Raw genomic sequence first — 25,505 nt, forward strand, 5'->3', positions numbered from 1 at the left:
GCGCATGCATCGCGGCCAGGTCGTCGACGCGTTTCGATCTTGCATAGCCAGTTGAGCGCGATGTTCCGCATCGCGCCGCTGACCGCCGGCTTCCTGGGGCGCGCGGCCGGCGAATTCGAATCCTTCACCTATCCACGTCTGCGTCCGCTGCTGGCCCGCGCCGGGCAGAGCACGAGCGCTGCCGGATGCATTGCCGTCGGCGTGTGGATGGGTGAGCAGCCGGCGGGTCTTGCCTTGTATTCGGAGCCATGGGCCTTGCCGCCGGAGGGCGCCGCTGCAGCAAGTCTTCCGCCAGGCATCGATTCGGCCGATGCCGCGGACAGCGCTCGGTCGCCCGAGGCAACCCCACCGAAGGACAGGCGCAGGTTGCTCTCGGTGATGGTGCACCCGCTGGCGCGCCGAAGCGGCCTCGGGATGCGTCTGCTCGCGTCGGGCGAAGCGCTGGCTCGCGAGAGCGGCACACGCAGGCTCGTGGCGGTGCATTCCAGCCGCATGCAGGCGCGGCAGGCTTTCGAGCGGCTGCTCGCCGTCTGCGGGTGGAGGCCGCCGCAAGAACTCGAGTTTCGCCTGGCCGGCCGCGCTGCATGGGCCGAGCGGGCGAAGCACGACTGGGCAGGCTTCCTGCAACGGCTCGCGGATCGCGGCTTCGGCACGACGAGCTGGAGGGACATGGACGATGCCGAGTGGGCGAAGGCCAGGCGCGTCGCGCATGAGCTGCCCGAGGCCGATCGCGCGTTCGATCCTTTCTCGCGGAACATCGGGGTGACGCCGCTTGCGGACCTGTCGATCGTGTTGCGGCGCGAAGAACGCATCGTCGGCTGGATCGTCGGCTCGCGCGGCGCGCTCGCGGACTCCTTCCACTACAGCCAGGGCTACGCGCTGCCCGAAGTGCGGCGCCTGGGCTGGCTCGCGGCGGGCGCGCGCGACGTCTGCGAGCGCCAGGCTAAGCTGCACGGCGCCGCGAGCCTGAGCGTTTTCGAAACGTCGCAAGGCAACACGGCGATGCGGCGCTTCATGGAACGCCAGCTCGAGCCCTACAGCGAATGGACGGACTCCCGCTACGTGAGCGAAAAAGAGCTTCAGCCCTGAAGCAGCCACGCGAGGACCGCGGCCGACAGCGCCAGCGCGATACCGAGCGCCGGCAGCCCCGCGCGCCGAGGCGCGAGCATCTCCGGCGTGTCGGCCTGAACGGGCTGCGAATACCGCAGGACCGCCGCGCGGCGGAAAATGCCGATCCTTGCCTCGCCGTCCTCGGCGCTTTCGCCGCGTTCGCCGCGTTTGCCGCGTTCGCCATCCTCGCCATCTTCGCCATCCGAGCGGTGCGTCGTCATGCATGGCCCTCCTGCCGCTGCGACCGCAGCATCTCGAGCAGCCGCGGCTCGCCGCGCAGCCGCGAAGGCGGGCCGTCCCACGCCACGCGTCCGCGCTCCATCACCAGCACGCGGTCCATCAGCATCAGCGCCGACTCGCGATGCGTCACCAGCACGCAGGCAATGCCCAGCCGCCGCAGACGCTCGATCAGTTCGGCTTGCATCGCATCGGCGATCGCGTTCGTCGCTTCGTCCAGCACCAGGAGCCGGGGCTTGCGCAGCAGCGCGCGCGCGATGTGCAGGCGCTGCTCCTGCCCGTGGGAAAGCTTGCCGCTTTCCACGATCGTCTGCAGTCCCATCGGCATGCGTGCCACGTCGTCGTCGAGCAGCACCGTTCGCAATGCCTCGCGTGCTTCGTCGAGGGTGTGCAGGGATTGGCCCATGAGATGGTGCCGCAGCGTGCTCGAAAAGAGCATCGCCTCATCCTGCGTGACGATCGCCATGCCTTCGCGCCACGCGACCCATGCGGCTTCGTCCAGGGGCCGCTGCCCCCACAGCACGGTCCCTTCCTGCGGAGACTCGAATCCCGCGAGCACGCGCACAAGCGTCGACTTTCCCGAGCCCGAGGGTCCCGTCACGCCGACGAACTCGCCCGCCGCGATCTCGAGCGACACGTCCTGCAAGACGGTGAATCGCGTGCCGGGGTAGGTGAATCGCACGCGCCGAAGCGTGAGTGCGTCGGCTGTCGCATGCGGCGCGCGGGACGGCGCCGGCTCCAGCGGCAAGGTCGTGAGCGCATCGCTGGACGCGGCCAGCTGCCGGACTGCGGCGGCGCGCGCTGCCGCGGCACCGACGCCCGACGCGGCTTGCAAAAGCGGCCACATGGCCAGCAGCGCCGCCGCCTGTTGCCAGGGCGTCAGCGCCGCCATCCAGGGTTGCGCGACGGCCCAGGCAGCGACGGCGAGCCAGGGAAGCGCCTCGCACAACCATGCCGTGCGCGCCTCGATCGCATGCATCGATCGGGCCTTGGACGTGTCGTCCGCAAGACGCGTCATCCAGTGGGCGAGGGCGCGCTCCATCGCGCCGAGCATGCGCAGGCGCGCGATGCCGCCGAGCACGTCGTACAGCAAGCGCTGCGTGACGAGCGTCCGGCGGCGATGCGCGTGCGCCGCGGCACCGGCCGCGCGTGCCAGCAGCGGCGGCGCCACCGCGCAAGCCGCGGCCGCGAGCGCGGCGAACAAGGCCACGCGGACATCCATCCATGCGAGCAACGCGAGCGCGCAGAGCGACGTGGATGCGTCGAACGTCTGCCGCAGCGGCGCGCCCAGCAGGCGGTCCAGCCATCGCGGCAAGGCGTCCTGACCGAGGACGAAGTCGCTCGTGTCCATCCGTCGCACGACCTGCGTCGGCAGTCGCGCCATCCATTGCGCGAAGTCCGCCAGAGTCGAAAGGCGAATGCTTCCCGCGGCACGCTGCAATGCGACCGAGCGGCTGAAATCGATCAGCGCGGCCGACGCGGCGAGGAGCCCGAGCACGCCCGCGAGCTGCCATGCGCTTCGCGCGCTCGCGTCGCGCACGAGTGCCGGCAGCGAGAGCGCGAGCACCGGCAGTGCCATCGCGCTCACCGCGACGAGCAGGCTCGTGAAGCCGACATAAGCGAACGCCGGCGCGCTTTGGATCACCTTGCCCGTCAGCACGCTCGCGGCACTGCGATCGCGCGGTTCGGACGCCGCGAAGAAGCGGTAGGCCGTGGGCAGCAAGTCCGCGTGGGACACCGTGTCGAGCGCCTCGCCGGTCGATCCGTCCACGAAGCGCGGATGCGCCGCACTGTCACGCACGAGCACGGGCGCCGCGCTGCCGGTGCGCAGGGCGAGGAGCCATCCCGCATTGCGTTCCCACGAGCTTGGCACGGTGAAGCGGACCTCGCGCGCGACGAGGCCGCAGCGTCGTGCAAGGAGATCGAAGTCCGATGCGTCGGCGTCTTCCGGGTGAGAAGGAAGCTCCTCGAAAGGCCCGCCGAGCAGGGTCGCGATGCGCCGCAAACTTGCCGCAAGGGCTTGCGGGTCGGCCGATTGCCACGGTGACTCGGGTGGCGAGACCGCCGGCAGTCCTCCCGTCGGCGGCTGCAGGGATGGCGCGCCAGCGGGTGCTACCGCGACCTGCGCGTCCCAGGTGCGCAAGCCACCGCCCGCCACGTACAGCACACGATCGCACGCGGCCAGGGTGCTCGCGCGATGGCTCACCACGATCAGCGCGCAGCCGCGGCGGCGCAGGCTCGCGCGTATCCGCGCCTCGAGCGCGGGGTCGAGCGCGTCCAGGGCCTCATCGAGGATCAGCACGCGAGGCTCGCGCAGCAGCGCTCGCGCGATCTCCATGCGCTGGCGCTGCCCAGCGCTGAAGTTGCGACCGCGCACGGCCACTTCGGCGTCGAGTCCGCCGGGGCGTTGCGCGAGCACGTCGTCCAGCCCCGCATCGGCCACCGCGCGAGCCAGGCGGTCCGCGGACACACCGGGCGTCCACAGGCACAGGTTCTCGCGCACGGTGCCTTCGAAGAAGAACGAAGCGCGATCTACCCAGGCCACAGGCATGCCCCTGTCTTCTTCCTCTTGCAGGCGGTGCACTTGACCGCTGAATGGCTCGTGGTGCCCGGCCAGCAGCGCGGCCAGCGTGGACTTGCCGCCGCCCGAAGGTCCGGTGAGCCCGAGCTGCTCGCTGTCATGGAGTGCGAGATCGATGTCCCGCAGCAGGGGCGGGCGCCTTGCGCTGTACCCGAAGCTCAGGTGCTCCGCCCGCAGCACCTGCTTGCCGGGCAACGCGCGAACGGCGTGCGCCGAAGAATCTTTCGCATCCGGCGGACATGCCAGAACGTCGTCCAGCGGCATCAGCAGGCGCTGCAGCCGACGCCACGCACCGAGCAGCGGCGCGAGACTTCGCAAAGGCGCGACGACGAGTAGCCCGAGCGCGATCCAGCCCACGAGATGCCGCGCGGGCGCCGCGCCCGCGGCGACGGCGTGCCCGCCTGTGACCAGCACGCCACCCAGCGCCGCGAGCGCCGCGGCCACGGCGAGTGCATGGAGCAAGGCATCGTGCTCACCGCCGCGCTGGCGCAGGTCTTCCGCTTCCGCGCTGCGAGAGAGGCGTGCGCGAACGAAGGACAGCGCCGCGCCCGCGAGCTTGGCGTGCTCCAGGTCGTCCACGCTCGCGAGGACGTTCGGCGCGCCGGTGCGCTCGTGTGCGCCATGGACCCACCTCGCGTCCGCGCGCATCCGGTCCACGATCAGCGTGGCCGCCACGCACAGCGCGACCGGCACGGCCGCAGCGACCGCCACGGGCGCATGAAGCCACCCGAGGCATGCGAGCGCCAGGGCCGCCGCGATCCAGCGCCATGACGCGCTCAGCAGATCCTCGACGATGCATTCGGCCACCGCCTCGGGCGCACCCAGCGTCCCATGCAGGACCGAAGCGGGGCGGTAGTCGAAGAACCGTGCCGGCAAGGCGAGGAAGTGCCGCACCATGCGCTGCGTCTGCCGCAGCACGAGCCTTGCTCGAAACTCGTTCAGCTGCCTTGCCTGCGCCGCGAGGGCCGCGGCGGCAAGGAGGGCGCACGCCGCCAGGACAAGCGTCGAGCCTTCGACGAGGCACGCCGCGGCGGTCGTCATCAGCGTGGCACCGGCGAAGGCGCACGCAGCGCCGATGAGGAGCGGCTGCCGCTCGTCACGATCCATGCGGGCCCACAGCGCCGCGCCCGGCGAGGCGGGAGACGGCCGCGTGCGAAAGTCCGGACCGGGCTCGAACGTGAGGACGACGCCGGTGAAGTCCTCGGCGAACTTCTCCCTCGGCATCGCGCGGCGACCGCAGGCCGGATCGTTCAGCAGGACGGCGTCGGCCGAGAAACCTTCCACCACCGCGAAGTGGATGAAGCGAAGATGGACGAGAAAGGGCCGCGGCAGGTCGTCGATCCGTGTCGACGCGCGGCTGTAGGCTTTGCACGCGAGCCCGTGGCTGCGCGCCGCGCGCGCGATGTCGGCCGCGTTCACGCAATCGCGCGAAACGCCGGTGTCGGCGCGCAGCGTCTCCATGCTCACGTGCCGCCCGTGGTGGGCGAGGATCATCGCGAGCGCCGCGACGCCGCACTCGGTCGTCTGGTATTGCAGCCGCGTCGGCACGCGCACGTCGCGCGGCGGCAGGCCGAGCGAGGCGAGGAGCTGGTTCAGCACCGCGAAGCCTCGGCGAACCGTCACACGAGCTGCCGCCTCGCCAGGTCCTGGAAGAGGCCCGGCTGCCCGATCAGCTGCCCATAGTTGCCGCTTTGCACGATGCGCCCGGCGTCCATCACGACGATGAGGTCCGCGCTCATGATGGTCGTGAGCCGGTGCGCGATCACGACACGCGTCGCGCGCAGCTCGTTCAGGCTGCGCGTGACGATTTCCTGCGTCGGGTTGTCCAGCGCGCTCGTGGCTTCGTCGAAGAGGAGGATGCGCGGCCGCTGCACGATCGCGCGCGCGATCAGGATGCGCTGGCGCTGCCCGCCCGACAGCGTTGTGCCGCTTTCGGAGATGACGGTGTGCATGCCCATCGGCATCGCGCGGATGTCGTCCTCGAGACCGCAGAAGCGCGCCGCGGCCCAGGCATCGTCGATGCCCAGCTGCGTGGTGCCCACGATGTTGCTGAAGATGTCGCCCGGCATCACCTGGCTGTGCTGGAGCACCACGCCCATCTGGCGGCGCACCGCGCGCGCATCCAGGTCCGCGAGGTTCTGGTTGTCGTAGAAGACGCCGCCGGCCGTGGGCTGCTCGAAGCCGAGCAGGCACCGAAGCAGCGTCGACTTGCCCGACCCGCTCGGTCCCACCACCGCGACGAAGCCGCCCGGGCGGATCGCGAGCGACACGTTGTCCAGCGCGAGCGGTCCGTCGGGGGTGTAGCGAAACGAGACGCTCGCAAGCTCGATGCGGCCATGCAGTTCCCCGGGATGGCTGCGTCCTTGCGCCGCTTCGGGCTCGGCCTGCAGGACGGGCTTCACGCGTTCGTAGACCGGCACGAGGTTGAGCACGTCGAGCAGGGTGGTGCACAGCGCGAGCACCGCGCCCGCGAGTTGCCCGAAGGCACCGTAGAACGCGATGAAGCGGCCCGTGGACATTGCGGAAGCCGCATCCGCCGCAGTGGCCGCACCGGCCGCTGCCGAGCCCGGCGGGGCGGCCGCCCCGGCGAGCAGCAGGGCCACCATGCCGAAGATCGCCATGTCCATCAGCACCTGGTAGAGCGAGAAGAAGACCTCCTGGACGTTGCGCACGCTGCCGCTTGCGAAGCGCAGGCGCCGCATGCGGCCGAACGCTTCGGCCCAGTTGGCGAAGGCGCGCGACTCCGCGCCCGTCACGCGCAGCTTGGTGACGCCGTGCAGGTATTCGAGCACGAGCCCGGAAAGCCGGCCGAGCGCCTGCGACATGTGCCGCTCGTAGCGCAGCTTCCACAGGCCCAGGCCGATCGTGACGAAGGCCGCGCCGGCGACCAGCGCCAGCGCGAGCGCGCCCAGCTTCAGGTCGAAGTAGAGGAGAAGCGCCGCGTTCGCGAGCGCGAAGGTGCTCGCGAGCAGCGTGCCGAACGTGGCGCCCGAGAGCGCCTGTCGGATGGTGTTGATCGCGTTGAGCCGCTGCGCGAGATCGCCCGAGCTGAATGGCCGGAAGAACGGGATCGGCAGATCGAGCGCGCGGTTCCAGAGCGCCGCCTGCAGGCCGGCATCCATGCGCGACTCGAGCCTGAGCGCGGCAAGCGAGCGCGCGAGCGCGAACATCGCGCCGGCGATCGCCACCGCGATCAGCATGCCCGTCACTTGCGCGAGCTGCGGCCGGTCGGAAGCGGGGATGAGCGTGTCGAAGATGTAGCCGGTGGCGAGCGGCATCACGAGGCCGAGCAGGCCGGCAAGCGCGCCGGTGGCGATGAGCCAGCGCAGGTCGCCGCGAACGCTGCGCATCGAGAACTCGATCAGGTCCGCGAGCTTCAGCGCGCGGGACGGCAGCGAGCGGAAGAACGTGTACGCGAAAGGCGCGAGCCTTGCCGCGACGGTCTCGTCGACCGCGACCACGCTGCGGTCCGCCGGGTCGTGGAGGTCGTAGCCGCCGCTCCTGCGGATCAGCGCGACCGGATGGCGGCTCTCCTGCAGCCGCCCCACCATGTGGCCGCCGTCGGCAAGCCACCAGTTGCCGCGCAGCGCGACTTGCCTGTGGCGCACGCCCGCGGCCACCGCGATCTCCTCCATCGGATCGGCGGTGTCCACGCCGCTGGCGGGCGGCGCGACGAATTCCAGATCCATGTGCCGCCCGACGATCTGGCAGGCCGCGAGCTGCGGCTCGTCGGCCAATGCGCCGAACGCCTCCTGCGAGCCGGGCTCCAGCGTTTTCGCGAAGACCTCCAGGCCCGCGTGCAGATACCGGCTCGCGCGCTCGGCCTTGGCGCGCGTGCGCTGTGCTTCGCGAACCGCCGTGCGTTCCAGCGCCGCGAGCGACACGCGCACGACGAGCGCGTGATAGCGGCGCAGGCCGGCCCACACGTCGTGCTGCGCCAGCGCATCGTGGATATCCATTGCGTGGACGGTGCATTCCTCTTGCGCGTGCATCCACGCTTCGTCGCGCAGCGGCAGGAGCATCCCGCTTTGCGTGTGCGGCAGCAGAGGCTGCGAGAGGAGGGTCGCCGCGCCTTCGACCCGCACGAACACCAGCCGCTCGGCGGGAAAGAACGCCTGGCCCGGCGAGAGGCGCTGCGGCGCGCCCGGGCGCACGGGGATGTATTGCCTCGGCTGCGCGCCCTTGCGCGCGCCGCGCGTGACGGCGCCGACCCACGCGTCCACCACCGTGGCGATGTCGTGCGGCGCGATCGCGTCCTCGCGCGCCGCGCTTTCGAGCGAGTGCCAGTCGAGCTCGCGCAGCCGCGTGGCGGGCGCGGCCACCGCGACCAGCAGCCAGTCGCGGCCCAGGTCGTCGAGGTCGAGCCCGAAATAGATCTGCCCCGCGGCCACGCGATAGAGATGCTCTCGCGCGCCGGCGGCGACACCCTCGCGCGCGGGGACGGCGAACACGTCCACCGTGCCTTCCTCCACCCACCAGAGCGAGGCCGAGTCGCGCAGCGCGAGCGGCGCACGGCTGCCGGGCACGCTCGCGGGAAAGCGGCTCGCCATCCAGGCATGAAGCGGTGCGCCGCCCGCGGAAACGCCGTCGCGCTGGACGCCGCCGCGATCGACGCTATCGGCTGTCCGCGTGTCGTTCATGCGGTCTCCGGACTCACGAGCCGGGCGTACGGGCTGTCGCGTTCGGCCACCATCTCGTCATGCCGTCCACGCTGCACGACCCGGCCGTTGTCGAGGACGACGATCAGGTCCGCGTCGCGCACGGTCGACAGGCGATGCGCGACGACGAGGCTCGTGCAGCCGCGCCGGCGCAGCCGGTCGTCGACCTGCCGCTCGGTGGCGACGTCGAGCGCGCTCGTGGCCTCGTCGAGGACGAGGATGCGCGGATCGTTCACGAGCGCGCGCGCGATCTCGATGCGCTGCCGCTGGCCGCCGGAGAAATTGCGCCCGCCTTCGTCGACCGCGGAATCGAAGCCGCCGGGCCGCGCGAGGATTGCCTCGTAGATGCACGCATCCTGCGCGGCGCGCGCGATGTCGGACTCGGCGATCGTCGTGTCCCACATCGTGATGTTGTCGCGTACGCTGCCGCTGAAGAGCACGATGTCCTGGTCCACCAGGCCGATGGAGCTGACGAGCGCGTAGCGGTCGTAGGCGGCGCGCGGGCGGCCGTCGAAGAGGATTTCGCCCGACCAGGGTTCGTAGAGTCCCATCACGAGCTTGGAAATCGTCGACTTGCCGCAGCCCGAAGGGCCGACCAGCGCGACGGTCTGCCCGGGCTCGATCGCGAGGTTGAAGTCGACGATGAGCGGCGGCTGCGCGCGGCTGTAGCCGAAGGTCACGTTGCGAAATTCGATGCGGCCGGCGAGCTTCTCCGCGATCGGCTTCACGCCCGGCGCGGGTGCGAGCGCCGAAACGTCGAGTCCGTACTGCAGCACGTCGTCGAGGCGCTCCACCGAGCCTTGCGCCTGCTGGACTTTGGCCGCGGTCGCGACGAGCTGCTGCGCCGGCGCGATGAAGCTGGCCGCGAGGCTCTGGAACGCGACGAGCGTGCCCATCGTCATCGCCCCGTCCATCACGCGCATCGCGCCCAGCCCGAGGATCAGCGCGTTGCCGAGCGCGGTGAGCGCGGCCGGCAGTTGCGCGAGGCGCGTCGCGACGCGCGCGGCTTCCTGCTGCGAATTGAGGAATTTCGCCTGGTAGCCCGCCCACTTGGCGAAGAACCCGGCCTCGCCGCCCGAGGACTTGATGGTTTCCATGGCCACGAGTCCGGCCATCGAGGCGCCCATCAGCTTGCCGGCATCCATCGCGTACTTGCGATTGAGCTGCCGGTTGCGCACGCTGCTGTATTGCAGCGCGGCGAGGCTCGTGGCGACGGTTGCGAGCGCGACGAGCGCGAGGCCCGGATCGTAGAAGAACATGAGCGCGCCGAAGAAAAGCGATGTGCCCACGGCAAGCAGCGCATTCGCGAGATCGGCGCTCAGGATGCGCGCGACCTCGTCGGCGGCGCCCAGGCGCGTGCCGATGTCGCCCGCCGAGCGCTGGGTGTAGAACTCCACCGGCAGGCGCAGCACGTGCCAGAAGAAGCGCGCGGAAGTCGCGAGCGCCATCTTGGTTTCCATCCGCAGCAGGTAGTGCTGCTCCAGCGCCTTGAGCGCCGCGCGCACGATGCCCGTGAGCGCCATGCCCGCGAGCATCGGCGCGAGCCAGCTTTCGCGGCGCGCCACGAGCACCTCGTCGACGAATACGCGCACGAAGGCGGGCAGCACGAGCCCGGGGATCACGAGCGCGAGCCCGCACACGACGAGGAAGGCCAGCGCGTTCGTGTTGCCCGAAAAGCGCCGCGCGAGCGCGCGCACGACGCTCGGGCGTTCGCCGCCCTTGCGGAAATCCGGCCCCGGCTCGATGGCGAGCACGACACCGGTGAAGCACTCGTCGAATTCCTCGTCGCTCACCCAGCGCCGTCCGCCCGCCGGATCGTTCAGGTGCACCTTGCCGCTGCCGAAGCCCTCGACCACCACGAAATGGTTGAAGTTCCAGAACACGATGAGCGGCAGCTTCATCCCGCGCAGGCCCGCCGGGTCCTTCTTGTAGCCTTTGGCGACCATGCCGAAGGTGCGCGCCGCGCGCAGCACGTTGGACGCCTTCGAGCCGTCGCGCGATACGCCGCAGGCGACGCGCAATTCCTCCAGCGGAACGTGGCGGCCCCAGTAGCCGAGCACCATCGCAAGCGACGCCGCGCCGCATTCCACCGTCTCCATCTGCAGCACGGTGGGCGTGCGCACCCGGACCGCGCGCGCGGCCTTCACATCGATGGCGCCTCGCGTCGTGTCCAACTCAGTCGATTCCCAGCGATTTGCGCAGCCACGGGACGACGAGCGCGATCGGCGGCTGGCGCCGCACCACGATCTCCGCGGTGCCGAGCGTGCCGGTGCGCACCTTGAAGTCCGGCCCGTTCCCGGACGACCAGCGATAGCCGCTTGCCGTGTCGCCCGGCAGCAGGCTCGCGCGCACCTCGATGGGCGAGCTGCCCGCCGACAGTTCCTGCACGAGCTGGCGGTTGCGCAGGATCGCGAACATCGATTCGTCGGTGGCCGCGTAGTCCGACACGTAGCGCACCCGGCCGAGCATGAAGCCGGCTTCTTCCCGCTTGACCGTGGAAGGCTCGATCTGCGCCTCCATGCCGGGTTCGACCTTCTTGCCCTCGGCCGCGGGAATGAAGATCACCGCCTCGAGCGTCTTCGCGCCGCCGTCGGCGGGCTCCAGCGTCACGAGCGCGGTGCCGCGCGACACGAGCCCGCCCGTGGCGACTTTCAGTTCGACCACGCGGCCCGCATAGGCGGAGACGACCTTGCTCGCGATCGCGATGGCGGCCTGCACGCTGGCGATGGACCGCCGCGTCTCGCCGATCTGGTTGGCCGTGCGCGTGAGCTCCTGCAGATCGCGCTTGTCGTCTTCCGCACCGCGCAGGCTCGTGCCTTGCAGGCTGCTTTGCACGCTCTCCACTTCCTGGCGGCTGCGGGCGAGTTCGTTCTGCGTGTCGAGATACGCCTGGCGCGTGATGAGGCCCTGGTCCAGCAGGGTCTGCTGCGTCTTGAGGCGCTCGCCCATCACGCGCACGCGTTCCTGCGCCGCGGCGAGCTGGCCCTGCAGCGCGAACCGCTGCTGCGCGATCAGGCGCTTCGCGAGCCCCTGCGCGCGGGTCGTCTGGTTCTGCTGCTCGGCCTGCTGGCGCAGGAGCTCGTCGAGCCGGCCGGTGAGAGTGCGCAGCTGGTCCTGCAGCTCCGGCTGCGAGAGCACCGCGACGGTCTGGCCCGGCGCGACGACGTCGCCGATGCGCACGGCCATCTGCTCGATGCGGCCCGGCGAGCCGGTCGTCACGTCGCGCAGGCCGTCGCTCTGGAACAGGATCGCGCGGCCCACGACCTTCGTCGGAATCGAGCCCCAGATGCTCCAGGCGAGCGCCATCAGGAGGATCGCGATCAGCGGCGCGAGCGTGAGCCAGCTGTTGACGGTGACCACGCGCACCATCGTGTCGAGCTGCTCGGGCGAGGAGAGCCGGTCTAGCGCGACCTTGCGAAAGAGCTTGGCCCGGGTGTCGCTCGCGTTCACGGCTGCCTCGTTGCTCATTGCACGGTGGGGTCGAACAGGGCGTCCACGCGGGACGTGTAGCGCGCGCCCGCGCGCTGCACGAGCGTTCCGGTCTCGAAGCGCCAGCGCGCGATGGCGCTCGCGTAGCCTTCCCGGGCCTGCGCTTCGAGCAGCAGTGCGTCGTTGTAGCGGTCTTCCACGGTCAGCTCCTCGATCAGGGTGACGAGGCCCAGCCTGCGGCGGGTGCGCTCGTTCTCCACGGTCGCCCGATAGCCCGCGACGGCGCGGCCCGCTTCGTCGAGCTGTTCGGCCGCGCTTTGCAGCGCCTGCGCGGCGATGCGCACGCCGCTTTCGATCGCCGCGCCGAGGTCCTGCTCGCGCACGCGCAGCGCCTGCACGAGCGCATCCTGCTGGCGCAAGGCGCCGAGCGCGGCGCGTTCGCCAAGCGCGATCTGGTAGTTGAGCCCGACGCCCCAGCCGGGGCCCGCGCGATGCGTGAACGCGGGAAGCCAGGCCGGCCCGTCGCTCTCTGCCAGGCCGCGCCGCGTGGCGCTCAGCACGAGATCGAGCTGCGGGCGATTTTGCTCCTGCACCGATTCGCGCCGCAGCGTCGCGGCCTGCACGCGCCGCCCGAGCGCCGCGAGATCGGCGCGTCTTCGCAGCGCATCCGCGGCCTGCGTGTCGTCCGCCTGCGGCATCTCCATGCCCGATCGCGTGCCGGGGGGACGGTCGGACAAGGCATCCAGACGTTCGATGGATGCGGCATCGAGGCCCAGCAGACGCCCGAGCGCGCGCCGCGCGTCCAGCAGGCTTTGCTGCGCGGCAAGCCGGCTCGAACGCCGCACGCTCAGGCTCGCCTGCGCGAGTTGCAGGTCGGCTCGGGGCACTTCGTCGGCCGCCACGAGCCGGCGCAGGTCTGCGAGCAGCTCCTCGCTTCTGCGCTCGCTCGCGCGGGCGATGCGCAAGCGCTCGGCGCAGGACTGCGCGTTCCAGTAGGCGAGCGCCACGTCGCGCGTGGTCTGCGCCGCGGCGAACTCCTGTTCGAGCGTGGCGGCCTCCACTTCCGCGTCGAGCGCGGCGCCGAGCGGCGCGATGCCGGGCTTGCGCAGGAGCGGCGTCGTGATCTGGAAGGTGAGCGCGCCGCTTTTTTGCGGCGGCGCGCCCAGCAGCGCGTCCGTGTTGTCGCGCAGGCTCGAATGGATCGCGCCGATGCTCGCCTGCATGCCGTTCGCGAACTGCCGGGACAGGCTCACCTGGCCGATGCGGCTGTCGATCCGCTGGTCGGCAGCCGTGACGCCCGCGGCCGCGAACGCCGCGCGGTCCAGTTGCGCGAGCGACTCTTGCGCTCGTGACTGCTGCATCTGCGCGCCGAGCACCGGATCGAGCGCGCCTTGCAGTTGCTGCGCCGCGCCGAGCGCGGCGTCCACGGAAGTCCGCGCGACGAGGAGATCGGCGTTGCGCTCCAGCGCGGCCTGCACCGCCTCGAGCAGGCTCAGGCCGCGCGCGGGCGCCGCGTCCTGTGCCTGCGCGCCGGGGCAGGCTTGCGACAACGCGGCGGCCAGCAGCAACGCGGATCGCAGCACCGCCCTCAGCCCATCAGCTTGTGCAGCAGGCGCTCGAAGCGCGCGCCCGCGAGATGCACGTGATCGAGCACGTTGGCGTCGAGCTCGTCCTCGTCCGCGGGGACTTCCTCGGATTCGGGAGACGGGTCGCCATACCCCATGCGGCCCACGGTGCTGCGCATGCGCTCGGACAGGAAGATCGCGATGGCGCGGTAGAAGCGCGCGGCGAAGGCGGTGTCGCTTTCCAGCTTGGCGCCGAGCGTCGACTTGTCGAGCGACAGCACGTAGGCGTCTTCGCGCACCACCGCGGAGGCCGAGGGCGGCCGGGAATCGACCAGCGACATCTCGCCCAGGATTTCCCCCGAGCCCACGCGGGCGAGTTCGAAGCCTTTGTTGGTGAGGATCGCCACCTCGCCGTCGAGGATGAAATGCAGCTGCCGGGTGGCTACACCGAAGTGGATCAGCTCGGCACCTTTCGCATGCCGCACGCGCTGACCGGTGCGGGCGATCCAGTCCACGTCGGAATCGGACAGCTGACCCAGGATGAACAGTACCTTTTTCATCGAAGCCCTCGGTGCGCGACAGGGGTCCCCTGTGGCTGCCGGCGCGCTCGAGCTGCCTCGCGCCAGCCGAGCCCGATCATGGAGCTCGGCGGTAGTGTACGGGCTTCAGGGCGCCGTGACCCGGCTTCGGCGCCCGGTTCAGGGCCTGCCGCCCCGACCGGTGTTCGCGGCGGCCGCGCGGCTACCGCCGCTCGTACTGCGTCTTTCCGAAGAGCACTTCGCGCGCCTTGTCGTCGGTGATTTCGCGGCGCACGTCCGCGAGGACCTTCACGCCCCGCTGCACGGCGGGACGCCCGGCGATGCGTTCGAACCATTCTTTCAGGTGCGGATACTCTTCGAGCACGATGCCCTGGCGCTGCCAGCTGCGCAGCCAGGGAAAGGTCGCGATGTCGGCGATCGAGTATTCCTTGCCGCCCAACCACGGCGACTCCCCGAGACGCCGGTCGATGACGTGGTAGATGCGCTTGGCTTCGTTGCTGTAGCGGTCGATCGCGTACTGAAGCTTCTCCGGCGCGTAGCCGCGGAAGTGATGCGCCTGCCCGAGCATCGGGCCCACGCTTCCCATCTGGAACATGAGCCACTGCAGCACGTCGTACTTCTCGCGGTCGGACGCGGGCAGGAAGCGGCCCGTCTTCGCCGCGAGGTACACGAGGATCGCGCCCGACTCGAAGAGCGAGATCGGCTGCCCGTCCGGCCCCGACGGATCGACGATGGCCGGAATCTTGTTGTTGGGACTGATGCGAAGAAACTCGGGCCTGAACTGGTCGCCCGCGCCGATGTCGACCGGAATCACCTTGTATTCGAGTCCGGTCTCCTCCAGCATGATGTGCACCTTGTGGCCGTTGGGCGTCGCCCAGGAATACACCTCGATCATCTGCGCGCTCCTTCGTCGAATCGAATCTGCGGATAATGGGTGCCGACAGTAGCCCAATTCGCGAGCCCATGTTCGATCGCCTGATAAAAGCCCTGACCCGAGGGCCACGAGAACCCGAGCCCAGCGCCGACGATGACGCGGCCGCCGCACAGCTGCAGGGCCCCGTGTCCGAATGGGCCTATCACCAGGGCTTCGCGGTCTCCATGCACGGCAGCGGCACGATGATGGTGGACGGCAAGCTGAGCGGCAACCGCCCGTGGCGCATGGAGCTCGGCAAGCCCACCCGCAACTACATTCGCGGGGAAGAACTGCGCGGCCGCGCCGAGCTCGGCCTGCCCGAGGACATCGCCGTGCTGCTCATGAACCGGCCGCTGAAGGAGGCGCTCGAGCGCAAGGCCTACAGCATGATCACCGACACGCTGCAGACCACCGCCGATCCGAACCTGCCGGAGGAGATGCGCTGGCTTGCCATGTATTCCGAGGTGGGATGGGACACGATCCCGCAGCTGTTCTGGGAACGCTTCGCGGTGCTCGCGGACCGGCGCGAGCACGCGCTCGCCTGGCTCGATCCGCAGCTCGCGCAGATGATGCTCGACTGGCCTTCGCCCGCACCCAGCCCCGAAGTGCCTTTCCTGCTCATCATGCTGCGGGGCAAGGCTTACATGCGCATGGAATATTCGCCGGCCGATGTCGCCACGCTGCAGTACGCCGCGCAGATTTTCACCGCGGCTTGCGAATCGGCGGTGGGCGGGCTCTCCGCGTTCAAGCTTCCGGCGTGAACCTTCAGCCGCGCCCTCCGAGCCCGAGATAGGTTTGCGCGATCCGCGCGTCGTGCATGAGGTCGGCCGCCGGTCCCTCGAGCGTGATGCGCCCGCTTTCCAGCACGTAGCCGTAGTCCGCCACCTGAAGCGCCGCGCGCGCGTTCTGCTCCACGAGCAGGATCGCGACGCCGCTTGCGCGTAGCGCCGAGACGATGTGGAAGATTTCCCGCACGATGAGCGGCGCGAGTCCGAGGCTCGGCTCGTCCAGCATCAGCAGACGCGGCCTGGCCATCAGCGCGCGGCCGATCGCGAGCATCTGCCGCTCGCCGCCGGAAAGCGTGCCCGCGAGCTGCGTGCGCCGTTCTTCCAGGCGCGGGAAGAGGCGCAACACCTGCGCTTTCGTGTCTTCCGCGCCGCGGCCGCGCAGGTCGATGCGCACGTAGCCGCCCAGAAGCAGGTTGTCCTCGACGGTCATCGAAGCGAAGAGCTCGCGCTTTTCCGGCACGAGGCACATGCCGTGCATCACCCGCTGCTCGATCGCGCCGCGTTCGGTGCGGCCGGCGAATCGCACGTCGCCGGTGGAAGGCAGCACGCCCATCACGGCGTTCAGCAGCGTCGACTTGCCCGCGCCGTTCGGGCCGATCACGGTCGCGATGCGCCCCGCTTCGACTCGCAGGCTCGCCTCGTGCAGCGCGCGCACCGGGCCGTAGTCCACGTTCAGGCCGCGCACTTCGAGGATCGCGCTCACTCGACGCCTCCGAGGTAGGCTTCGATCACCTTCGCGTCGTTCGCCACCGCCTGCGGCGGGCCTTGCGCGATGCGCGTGCCGAAGTCCATCACCACGAGGCGGTTCACGAGGCCCATCACGAAGTCCATGTCGTGCTCGACGAGAAGGATGCTCATGCCCTGCGCGCTCAGTTGCCTGAGCAGCGCGGCGAGCGCCTGCTTCTCGCCGTGCCGCAGGCCCGCGGCGGGTTCGTCGAGGAGGAGCAGCACGGGGTCGGCCGCGAGCGCGCGCGCGATCTCGAGGATGCGCTGCTGACCGAGCGCGAGACTCACGGCGGGCCGCAACGCGTGCTCGCCGAGCCCGACTCGTTCGAGCTGCGTCCGCGCTTGCGCGAAGAGGCTCGCTTCCTCGGTGCGGTTGCCGCGCAGCACGCTCGATATCCAGCCGCGCCGCCCGCGCAGGTGCGCACCGATCGCGACGTTCTCGATCACGCTCATGTGGGGCAGGAGCCGCACGTGCTGGAACGTGCGCGCGAGGCCGGCGCGCGCGAGTTCACGCGAGGCCTGGCCGTCGACGCGCCGCCCCATGAAGCGCACTTCGCCCGACGTGAGCGGCAAGACGCCGCTCACCAGGTTGAACATCGTGCTCTTGCCCGCGCCGTTCGGCCCGATCAGGCCGAGGATTTCGCCCGCGGCAACCGAGAAGCTCACGTCGTTCACGGCCACGAGCCCGCCGAACTGCTTGCGCGCCGCGCGCACGTCGAGCACGGTCTCTCCCGTGCGCGGCTGCGCCCGCTGCGGCAAGGCCTGCGCGCGGTCCGGGTGGCGCATCCCGGCGGGCGCCACGAGTTCCGGATGCGATCCGGCCTTGGCCTTGCGCCACCCGAGCGCGATCTTCAGCACCCACGGCCAGAGGCCGCCCGGTGCGCGCTGCAGCAGCAGCACGAGCAGCATGCCCGAGACGATCACTTCGAAGTTGCCGGTCTGGCCGAGAAGCCGCGGCAGGATGTCCTGCAGCCAGTCGCCCAGCAGCGTCATCAGCGCCGCGCCCGCGAGCGCGCCCCACACGTGCTCGGCGCCGCCCACCACCGCCATGAACAGGTAGTTGATGCCCGCGTTCAACCCGAAGGGGGTGGGGTTCACGGCGCGCTGCAGATGCGCGTAGAGCCAGCCCGAGAGTCCTGCGAGCACCGCGGCGAGCACGAAGGCGAGGAGTTTCGTCTTCGCGGTGTCCACGCCGCACGACTCGGCCATGATCACGCCGCCTTTCAACGCCCGGATCGCGCGGCCCGGCCGCGAATCGAGCAGGTTCAGGATCGCGAGCACGGCGAGCGCGACCACGGCCCAGATGAGCAGATAGAGGCTTCGCCCGCTTTCCAGCTCGAAGCCGAAGAAGTGGATCGGTGGAATGCCCGTGATGCCGTCGAACTTGCGCAGCGTCTCGGAGTTGCCGAAGAGGTAGAAGAGCGACAGGCCCCACGCGATGGTGCCGAGCGGCAGGAAGTGGCCCGACAGGCGCATCGTGATCGCGCCCAGGGCCCATGCGGCAAGCGCGACGATGGCAACGCCCGCCAGCAATCCCGTCCAGGGTGAGGCGCCGTACGCGGTCGTGAGCAGTGCGCTCGCGTAGGCACCGAGCCCCACGAAGGCCGCCTGCCCGAACGACGTCATGCCCGCGATGCCCGTGAGCAGCACGAGTCCGAGCGCGACGAGGCTGTAGAGCCCGATGTAGTTGGCCAGCGTGATCCAGAATTCCGGCACCGGCAGCAGCGCGATGGCGACCATGACCGCGAGCCAGGCGGCCACGCCGATGCGCTGCAGGCGCGGCGGCTTCATTCCTCTTCGTCCTGCAGCCGCCCGCGGCTCGCGAACGATCGCCACGCGAGCACCGGCACGATGAGCGTGAAGACGATCACTTCCTTGTACGCGCTCGCGGAGAACGACGCATACGACTCGATGAGTCCGACCAGCACCGAGCCGGCGGCGGCGACGGGGTAGCTCACGAGGCCGCCGATGATCGCGCCCACGAAGCCCTTCAGGCCGATGATGAAGCCGGAGTCGTAGTACACGGTCGTGACGGGGCCGATCAGCACGCCCGAGAACGCGCCGATGAGGCCCGCGAGCAGGAAGGCGAGGCGGCCCGAGCGCGCCACCTCGATTCCCATGAGGCGCGCGCCCAGCCGGTTCACGGCCGTCGCGCGCAATGCCTTGCCGGGCACCGTGCGGCCGAAGAAGAGCGAGAGAGCCGCCATGATGACGAGCGAGGCCGCGATCACGGCCAGGCCCTGGCCGGTGAGCGAGAGCGGCCCCACGTTCCAGCGCAAATCGGAAAACGCTTGCGACCGAACGCCCTCGGCGCCGAACATGAACAGGCCGAGCCCGAGCAGCACGAAGTGCACGGCGACGGAGACGATGAGCAGCACGAGCACGCTCGCGTGCGCGACGGGTTCGAAGGCGAGGCGGTACACCTGCGTTGCGAGCGGTGCCACGATGGCAAGCGCGAGCACGATCTGCACGATGAGCGGCAGGTCCTTGCCCGGCAGCCCGTACACGATCGCAAGGGCGGCGAGCGGCCAGACGACGTTCGCGAGGACGGAGCGCTTCAGCGCCCCGGGCATCGGGTCCTCCGCGCCGGGGCCGAAGTGCCGCCACAGGTCGATCGCGAACACGGCGGCGCCGAGGACCGCGAGCAGCCACACGGTCGCGGGCCGCTGGCCCGCCTGCAGCGCCGCGATGGTGAGCGCGCCGTAGGCGACGAGTTCGCCTTGCGGAATGAAGATGACGCGGGTGACCGCGAACACCAGCACGAGGCCCACGGAGAGGAGGGCGTACACCGCCCCCGTGGTGATGCCGTCCTGCGCGAGGATCAGCGCGATCGAAAGGTCCAGGACGCGAACTTTCCTATTGCGCCAGCTTCCACTGGCCGTTCTCGATCTTCACCATCACGCGCGCGCGCTGGTCGAAGCCCATGTGGTCGGTCTTGCTGATGTTCAGCACGCCGTGGGTGGTGACGAGTTCCTTCGAGTTGTTCTCGATCGCGTCGCGCAGCGCCTTCCTGAATTCCTTCGTGCCGGGCTGCGCGGTCTTCAGCGCGATCGGAATCGCGTGCTGCAGGATGAGCCAGGCGTTCCACGCGTGCGCCGAGAACGAATTGGCCGAGCCCGGCGGGTACTTGCTGTCGTGCAGCCGGATGAAGTCGAGCGAGACTTTCTTGATCGGGTTGCTGTCGGGCAGCTGCTTCGCGACGACGAAGGGCCCGGCCGGCAGGAAGGCGCCTTCGAGATCCTTGCCGCCCACGCGCAGGAAGTCGTCGTTGATCACGCCGTCGGTGAAGTAGATCTTGCCCTTGTAGCCGCGCTCGCGCAGCGCCTTGGCCGGCAAAGCGGCGGGCGTGCCGGAAGCCGCGATCATGATCGCATCCGGGTTGGCCGAGACGAGCTTCAGCACCTGGCCCGTGACGCTCGTGTCGGTGCGCGCGTAGCGCTCCTGCGCGACGACGTTGAGCTTGCGCACCGGCGCGAGCTTGCCGAATTCGGTCATCACGCCTTCGCCGTACGCGTCGTTGAAGCCGATGATGCCCACCGTCTTCACGCCGTGGTCGGCCATGTGCTGCGACATCGCGGTCATCATGTGCGCGTCGTTCTGCGGCGTCTTGAAGACCCAGAAGCGCTTCGCGTCGACCGGATCGACGATGCGCAGCGACGAGGCGATGGCGATCATCGGCGTCTCGGATTCGGCCGCCACGTCGATCATCGCGAGGCTGTTGGGCGTGATGGAGGAGCCGACGATCACGTCGACCTTGTCCTCGGAGACGAACTTGCGCGTGTTCTTCACGGCCGCGACGGGGTCCGACGCGTCGTCGAGCACGATCCAGTCGATCTTCTTGCCCGCGATCTCGCGCGGCACGATCGCGAAGACGTTCTTCTCGGGGATGCCGAGCGACGCGGCGGGGCCTGTCGCCGAGATGGTGACGCCGACCTTGATCTGCGCCATGGCGCTCGGGGAGAACGCAGCCAGGGACAGCGCCGCCAGGGACAACGCCGCCAGGGACAACGCCGATGCCCGCAGGGGCGCCGAGAGAAGATGCCTGAACATCACGACTCCTTTTCTTTGTCTGTATCAGTTGCTCGGATTGCGCCGCACTATATCCTCTGGTCTCCAGCGCGCCAGCGGGCGCACCCTATAATGAAAAAAGCACGATCGTTCTTTTCCTGTCGGCCCGCCGACAGGTGCGTGCCGCGGCGCAGCGTACCATTACAGTTGACGTAAACGTCAATCGCAGCATTCAACTCAGTACTACTACTACTACTACTACTCCCAGGAGCAGCGCAAAGCCATGAAGGTCATCGTCGCCGTGAAGCGGGTGGTGGACTACAACGTCAAGGTCCGGGTCAAGTCGGACCAGACGGGTGTGGACATCGCCAACGTGAAGATGAGCATGAATCCCTTCGACGAGATCGCCGTCGAAGAGGCCGTCCGTCTGAAGGAAAAGGGAATCGCCACCGAGGTGATCGCCGTGTCGTGCGGGGTGCAGCAGTGCCAGGAAACGCTGCGCACCGCGTTGGCGATCGGTGCCGACCGCGCGATCCTCGTGCTCGCCGATGAGGAGCTGCAGCCGCTCGCCGTGGCAAAGCTCCTGAAGGCGCTCGTGGACAAGGAGCAGCCGGGGCTCGTGATCCTCGGCAAGCAGGCGATCGACGACGACGCGAACCAGACGGGCCAGATGCTCGCCGCGCTCGCGGACTTGCCGCAGGCCGTGTTCGCTTCGAAGCTCGAAGTGGCCGACGGGCGGGCCCGCGTCACGCGGGAAGTCGACGGCGGCCTGGAGACGATCTCGATGTCGCTGCCCGCGGTGATGACCACCGACCTGCGCCTGAACGAGCCGCGCTACGTGACGCTGCCCAACATCATGAAGGCGAAGAAGAAGCCGCTGGACACCGTGAAGCCCGAAGACCTCGGCGTGGACGTGAAGCCGCGCCTGAAGACGCTGAAGGTGACCGAGCCGCCGAAGCGCTCGGCCGGCGTGAAGGTGCCGGACGTCGCGGCGCTCGTCGCCAAACTCAAGAACGAAGCAAAGGTGATCTGAGATGGCCGCCCTCGTCATTGCCGAACACGACAACGCGCACATCCGCGGCGCGACCCTCAACACCGTGACCGCCGCGAAGGCCTGCGGCGGCGACGTGCACGTGCTCGTCGCCGGCGCCAACGCCGCCGAAGCCGCGAAGGCCGCCGCGCAGATCGAAGGCGTCGCCAAAGTGATCCACGCCGACGGCGCGCAGTTCGAACACCAGCTCGCGGAAAACGTCGCGGCGCAGGTGCTCGCGATCGCCGCAAACTACAGCCACATCCTCTTTCCCGCCACGGCCGGCGGAAAGAACGTCGCGCCGCGCGTGGCGGCGAAGCTCGACGTCGCGCAGCTGAGCGACATCACGAAGGTCGACTCCCCCGACACTTTCGAGCGCCCTATCTACGCGGGCAACGCGATCGCGACCGTGCAGTCGAGCGACGCGGTGAAGGTGATCACCGTGCGCACGACGGCGTTCGATCCGGCGAGCGCGAGCGGCGGCAGCGCCCCGGTCGAGTCGGCGAGCGCCGTGGCCGACAGCGGCAAGAGCGCCTTCGAAGGTCAGGAAATCGCAAGGAGCGACCGGCCCGAGCTCACGGCCGCGAAGATCATCGTCTCGGGCGGCCGCGCGATGGGCTCGAGCGAGAAGTTCCACGAGGTGCTGGAGCCGCTCGCGGACAAGCTCGGCGCCGCGATCGGCGCGAGCCGCGCCGCGGTGGATGCGGGCTATGCGCCCAACGACCTGCAAGTCGGCCAGACCGGCAAGATCGTGGCGCCGCAGCTCTACATCGCGTGCGGCATCTCCGGCGCGATCCAGCACCTGGCCGGCATGAAGGATTCGAAGGTGATCGTCGCGATCAACAAGGACGAGGAAGCCCCGATCTTCAGCGTGGCCGACTATGGACTTGTCGCGGACCTCTTCACCGCGGTGCCCGAACTCATCAAGGCCCTCTGAAGGCGCGCGAGAAAGACATGACCTACCGAGCCCCCGTGAAGGACATGCTGTTCGACATCCGGCACCTCGCGAACATCGAGCAGGTGGCGCGCATGCCGGGCTTCGAGGAAGCCGGATTCGAGACGGCGCAGGCCGTGCTCGAGGAATGCGCGAAGTTCAACGAAGGCGTGGTCGCGCCGCTCAACGCGGATGGCGACAGGAATCCTTCGAGCTGGAAGGACGGCGAGGTCACCACCACGGCCGGGTTCGCGGCGGCCTATCGCCAGTACGCCGAAGGCGGCTGGCAGGGCCTGCAGCATCCGACGGGCTTCGGCGGGCAGGGCCTGCCGAAGACCATCGGCGCGGCATGCGGCGAGATGCTGAACTCGGCCAACCTGAGTTTCGCCCTGTGCCCGCTCCTCACCGACGGCGCGATCGAGGCGCTGCTCACCGCGGGATCGGACGCGCTGAAAGCCGTCTATCTCGAAAAGCTCGTGACCGGCGAGTGGACCGGCACGATGAACCTCACCGAGCCGCAGGCCGGCAGCGACCTCGCGCTCGTGCGTTCGCGCGCCGAGCCGCAAGGCGACGGGACGTACAAGGTCTTCGGCACGAAGATCTTCATCACCTACGGCGAGCACGACATGGCGGACAACATCGTCCACCTCGTGCTCGCGCGCGTTCCCGGCGCACCCGAGGGCGTGAAGGGCATCTCGCTTTTCGTCGTGCCGAAGTTCCTCGTGAACGCGGACGGCTCGCTCGGCGCGCGCAACGACGTGCACTGCGTGAGCATCGAGCACAAGCTGGGCATCAAGGCTTCTCCCACCGCGGTGCTGCAGTACGGCGACCACGGTGGCGCCGTCGGCTACCTCGTCGGCGAGGAGAACCGGGGCCTCGAGTACATGTTCATCATGATGAACGCGGCCCGCTACGCGGTGGGCGTGCAGGGCATCGCGATTGCCGAGCGCGCCTACCAGAAGGCCGCCGCGTACGCGAAGGAGCGCGTGCAGTCGCGCCCCGTCGACGGGTCGGTCAACGGGTCGGCCACCATCGTGCATCACCCCGACGTGCGGCGCATGCTGATGACGATGCGCGCGTACACCGAGGCCTGCCGCGCGATGGCGAGCGTCGCCGCGGCCGCGTACGACGGCGCGCACCATCATCCGGACGCCGAGGTGCGCGGGCAGAACCAGGCCTTCTACGAATTCCTCGTGCCGCTCGTGAAGGGCTACAGCACCGAGATGTCGATCGAAGTCACCTCGCTCGGCGTGCAGGTGCATGGCGGCATGGGCTTCATCGAGGAGACGGGCGCCGCGCAGTACTTCCGCGACGCGCGCATCCTCACGATCTACGAAGGCACGACCGCGATCCAGGCGAACGATCTCGTCGGGCGCAAGACCGCGCGCGACGGCGGCCGCACGGCGCGGGCGATCGCGGGGATGATCGAGCGGACCGAGGGCGAGCTCGCGAAGCGCGGCAGCGCCGCCGCGCGCGCCGTGCTGAAGAACCTCGCTTCGGCGCGCAAGGCCTTTGTCGACGCGGCGGATTTCGTCGCGAAGGAATCGAAGGGCTCGCCCAACGCGGTGTTCGCGGGCTCGGTTCCCTACCTCATGCTCGCGGGCAACGTGGTGGCGGGCTGGCAGATGGCGCGCTCGCTGCTCGCGGCCGAGGACATGCTGGCGGCCGGCGAAGACAAGGCCTTCATGGAGGCGAAGATCGCGACCGCGCGGTTCTACGCCGAACACATCCTCGTGAACGCGCCCGCGCAGCGCGACAGCATCGTCGACGGAGCCGGCAGCGTGATGGCGCTGCCGATCGAGGCGTTCTGAGACGGCGGGGCGCCGCGCGCGGTCGCCCCGGCGTGTCGCACCGTTGACACGAATGCGCTTTGCGCTCCTGGACAATGACCGGCACCATGCCCCAACTCCCTCGCGTCCTGCGCAACCTGTCGCTTCCCCTCATCGGCGCGCCGCTTTTCATCATCAGCAACCCGAAGCTCGTGATCGAGCAGTGCAAGGCGGGCATCGTCGGCTCGATGCCGGCGCTCAACGCCCGTCCGGCGGCCCAGCTCGACGAGTGGCTGCACGAGATCGCCGAGACGCTCGCGGCGCATGACCGCGCGCATCCCGGCGAGCCGGCGGCGCCCTTCGCGATCAACCAGATCGTGCACCGGAGCAACGACCGGCTCGAACACGACCTGGAAATGGTCGTGAAGCACAAGGTGCCGGTCGTGATCACGTCGCTCGGTGCGCGCACCGACGTGAACGATGCCATCCATTCGTACGGGGGCATCGTGCTGCACGACGTCATCAACGACACCTTCGCGCACAAGGCGATCGAGAAGGGCGCCGACGGCCTGATCGCGGTGGCTGCGGGCGCGGGTGGACACGCGGGCGTGAAGAGCCCGTTCGCGCTCGTGCAGGAGATTCGCCGGTGGTTCGACGGGCCGCTCGCGCTGTCGGGCGCCATCGCCAACGGCGGCGCGGTGCTCGCGGCGCAGGCGCTGGGCGCGGACTTCGCCTACATCGGATCGGCCTTCATCGCGACGCGGGAAGCGCGCGCGAGCGAGGACTACAAGCTCGCGATCGTGGAAGGCACGAGCGACGACATCGTCTATTCGAGCCTCTTCACGGGCGTGCACGGCAACTACCTGAAGCGCTCGATCCGCGCCGCGGGGCTCGACCCGGACAACCTGCCGGAGAGCGACCCGACGAAGATGAGCTTCGCGGGAGGCGAAGGCAGCAAGGCGAAGGCCTGGAAGGATATCTGGGGCAGCGGGCAGGGCATCGGTGCCGTGACCGAAGTCGTGTCCGTTGCCGCGCTCGTCGCGCGCCTGAAGCGCGAATACGTCGAAACGCGGCAACGCCTGCTGCCGCGATCCGAATCGGTGGCAGTCGCTTAGCGCGAGGCGACGCCGGCGCTGCCGCTGCCGCTTGCGCCAACGCTGCCGCTTGCGCCGACACCGCCGACACCGGCGCTGCCGCCGACGCCCGCGCTGCCGCCGA

General features: G+C 69.7%; 18 protein-coding genes. 6 read left to right on the forward strand and 12 right to left on the reverse strand.

Features of this window, described 5'->3' with window-relative positions; genetic code table 11:
• The first annotated feature begins 60 nt into the window (after window positions 1-60).
• Window positions 61-1,089, forward strand: a complete 1,029-nt coding sequence (locus VHA82_RS08125) for a GNAT family N-acetyltransferase (RefSeq protein ID WP_325542313.1) — start codon at window positions 61-63, stop codon at window positions 1,087-1,089.
• On the opposite strand, the gene VHA82_RS08130 is transcribed toward VHA82_RS08125, so the two are convergent.
• From VHA82_RS08130 to VHA82_RS08165, 8 genes are all read right to left on the reverse strand, one after another.
• Window positions 1,080-1,331, reverse strand: a complete 252-nt coding sequence (locus VHA82_RS08130; protein WP_325542315.1) for a hypothetical protein — start codon at window positions 1,329-1,331, stop codon at window positions 1,080-1,082. The two genes, VHA82_RS08125 and VHA82_RS08130, sit on opposite strands and share 10 nt — an antisense overlap.
• On the reverse strand, window positions 1,328-5,551 hold the full coding sequence (locus VHA82_RS08135) for an ATP-binding cassette domain-containing protein (RefSeq protein WP_325542317.1): 4,224 nt from the start codon (window positions 5,549-5,551) through the stop codon (window positions 1,328-1,330). Before VHA82_RS08135 ends, VHA82_RS08130 begins: the two co-directional genes overlap by 4 nt.
• On the reverse strand, window positions 5,548-8,568 hold the full coding sequence (locus tag VHA82_RS08140) for an NHLP bacteriocin export ABC transporter permease/ATPase subunit (protein ID WP_325542319.1): 3,021 nt from the start codon (window positions 8,566-8,568) through the stop codon (window positions 5,548-5,550). The genes VHA82_RS08135 and VHA82_RS08140 overlap by 4 nt, the downstream gene beginning before the upstream one ends.
• The gene (locus VHA82_RS08145; protein ID WP_325542321.1) at window positions 8,565-10,760 is read right to left on the reverse strand and encodes an NHLP family bacteriocin export ABC transporter peptidase/permease/ATPase subunit; all 2,196 of its coding nucleotides are present in this window, start codon (window positions 10,758-10,760) and stop codon (window positions 8,565-8,567) included. The genes VHA82_RS08140 and VHA82_RS08145 overlap by 4 nt, the downstream gene beginning before the upstream one ends.
• 1 nt (window position 10,761) lies before the next feature.
• A complete protein-coding gene (locus tag VHA82_RS08150; RefSeq protein ID WP_325542322.1) occupies window positions 10,762-12,054 on the reverse strand; it encodes an NHLP bacteriocin system secretion protein in 1,293 nt (430 codons plus the stop codon).
• Window positions 12,051-13,598 (reverse strand): TolC family protein, encoded by a 1,548-nt coding sequence (locus tag VHA82_RS08155; RefSeq protein WP_325542324.1) that lies wholly within the window; start codon window positions 13,596-13,598, stop codon window positions 12,051-12,053. Before VHA82_RS08155 ends, VHA82_RS08150 begins: the two co-directional genes overlap by 4 nt.
• A 5-nt stretch (window positions 13,599-13,603) precedes the next feature.
• Complete coding sequence (locus VHA82_RS08160) at window positions 13,604-14,140, reverse strand: cyclic nucleotide-binding domain-containing protein (protein WP_325542326.1); 537 nt, start codon at window positions 14,138-14,140, stop codon at window positions 13,604-13,606.
• 181 nt (window positions 14,141-14,321) lie between these two features.
• Window positions 14,322-15,014 carry a glutathione binding-like protein gene (locus VHA82_RS08165; RefSeq protein WP_325542328.1) on the reverse strand — a complete coding sequence of 231 codons (693 nt, stop codon included), beginning with the start codon at window positions 15,012-15,014 and terminating at the stop codon, window positions 14,322-14,324.
• Between the two features lie 164 nt (window positions 15,015-15,178).
• Between VHA82_RS08165 and VHA82_RS08170 the strand changes: the two genes are divergently transcribed.
• On the forward strand, window positions 15,179-15,793 hold the full coding sequence (locus tag VHA82_RS08170) for a hypothetical protein (RefSeq protein ID WP_325542330.1): 615 nt from the start codon (window positions 15,179-15,181) through the stop codon (window positions 15,791-15,793).
• A 4-nt stretch (window positions 15,794-15,797) separates the two neighbouring features.
• Here the strand turns inward: VHA82_RS08170 and VHA82_RS08175 are convergent, their stop codons facing one another.
• From VHA82_RS08175 to VHA82_RS08190, 4 genes are read right to left on the reverse strand one after another with little or no spacing between them, the layout of a single operon-like run.
• Window positions 15,798-16,523: an ABC transporter ATP-binding protein gene (locus VHA82_RS08175; protein WP_325542332.1), complete on the reverse strand. Its 726-nt coding sequence runs from the start codon at window positions 16,521-16,523 to the stop codon at window positions 15,798-15,800.
• Window positions 16,520-18,337, reverse strand: a complete 1,818-nt coding sequence (locus VHA82_RS08180; RefSeq protein ID WP_325542334.1) for a branched-chain amino acid ABC transporter ATP-binding protein/permease — start codon at window positions 18,335-18,337, stop codon at window positions 16,520-16,522. The genes VHA82_RS08175 and VHA82_RS08180 overlap by 4 nt, the downstream gene beginning before the upstream one ends.
• Complete coding sequence (locus VHA82_RS08185; RefSeq protein WP_325542347.1) at window positions 18,334-19,389, reverse strand: branched-chain amino acid ABC transporter permease; 1,056 nt, start codon at window positions 19,387-19,389, stop codon at window positions 18,334-18,336. The genes VHA82_RS08180 and VHA82_RS08185 overlap by 4 nt, the downstream gene beginning before the upstream one ends.
• Before the next feature lie 13 nt (window positions 19,390-19,402).
• Complete coding sequence (locus VHA82_RS08190; RefSeq protein ID WP_325542336.1) at window positions 19,403-20,596, reverse strand: ABC transporter substrate-binding protein; 1,194 nt, start codon at window positions 20,594-20,596, stop codon at window positions 19,403-19,405.
• 241 nt (window positions 20,597-20,837) lie between these two features.
• Between VHA82_RS08190 and VHA82_RS08195 the strand changes: the two genes are divergently transcribed.
• From VHA82_RS08195 to VHA82_RS08210, 4 genes are all read left to right on the forward strand, one after another.
• Window positions 20,838-21,587 carry an electron transfer flavoprotein subunit beta/FixA family protein gene (locus VHA82_RS08195; protein WP_325542337.1) on the forward strand — a complete coding sequence of 250 codons (750 nt, stop codon included), beginning with the start codon at window positions 20,838-20,840 and terminating at the stop codon, window positions 21,585-21,587.
• Window position 21,588: 1 nt separating this feature from the next.
• Window positions 21,589-22,521, forward strand: coding sequence for an electron transfer flavoprotein subunit alpha/FixB family protein (locus VHA82_RS08200; protein ID WP_325542339.1), 933 nt, complete (start codon window positions 21,589-21,591; stop codon window positions 22,519-22,521).
• A 17-nt stretch (window positions 22,522-22,538) separates the two neighbouring features.
• On the forward strand, window positions 22,539-24,329 hold the full coding sequence (locus VHA82_RS08205; protein WP_325542341.1) for an acyl-CoA dehydrogenase: 1,791 nt from the start codon (window positions 22,539-22,541) through the stop codon (window positions 24,327-24,329).
• 86 nt (window positions 24,330-24,415) lie between these two features.
• Window positions 24,416-25,402, forward strand: coding sequence for a nitronate monooxygenase family protein (locus VHA82_RS08210; RefSeq protein WP_325542343.1), 987 nt, complete (start codon window positions 24,416-24,418; stop codon window positions 25,400-25,402).
• Window positions 25,403-25,505 lie beyond the last annotated feature (103 nt).

Origin of the sequence: Ramlibacter sp. (assembly GCF_035548915.1) — a bacterium.
GTDB lineage: Bacteria > Pseudomonadota > Gammaproteobacteria > Burkholderiales > Burkholderiaceae_C > Ramlibacter.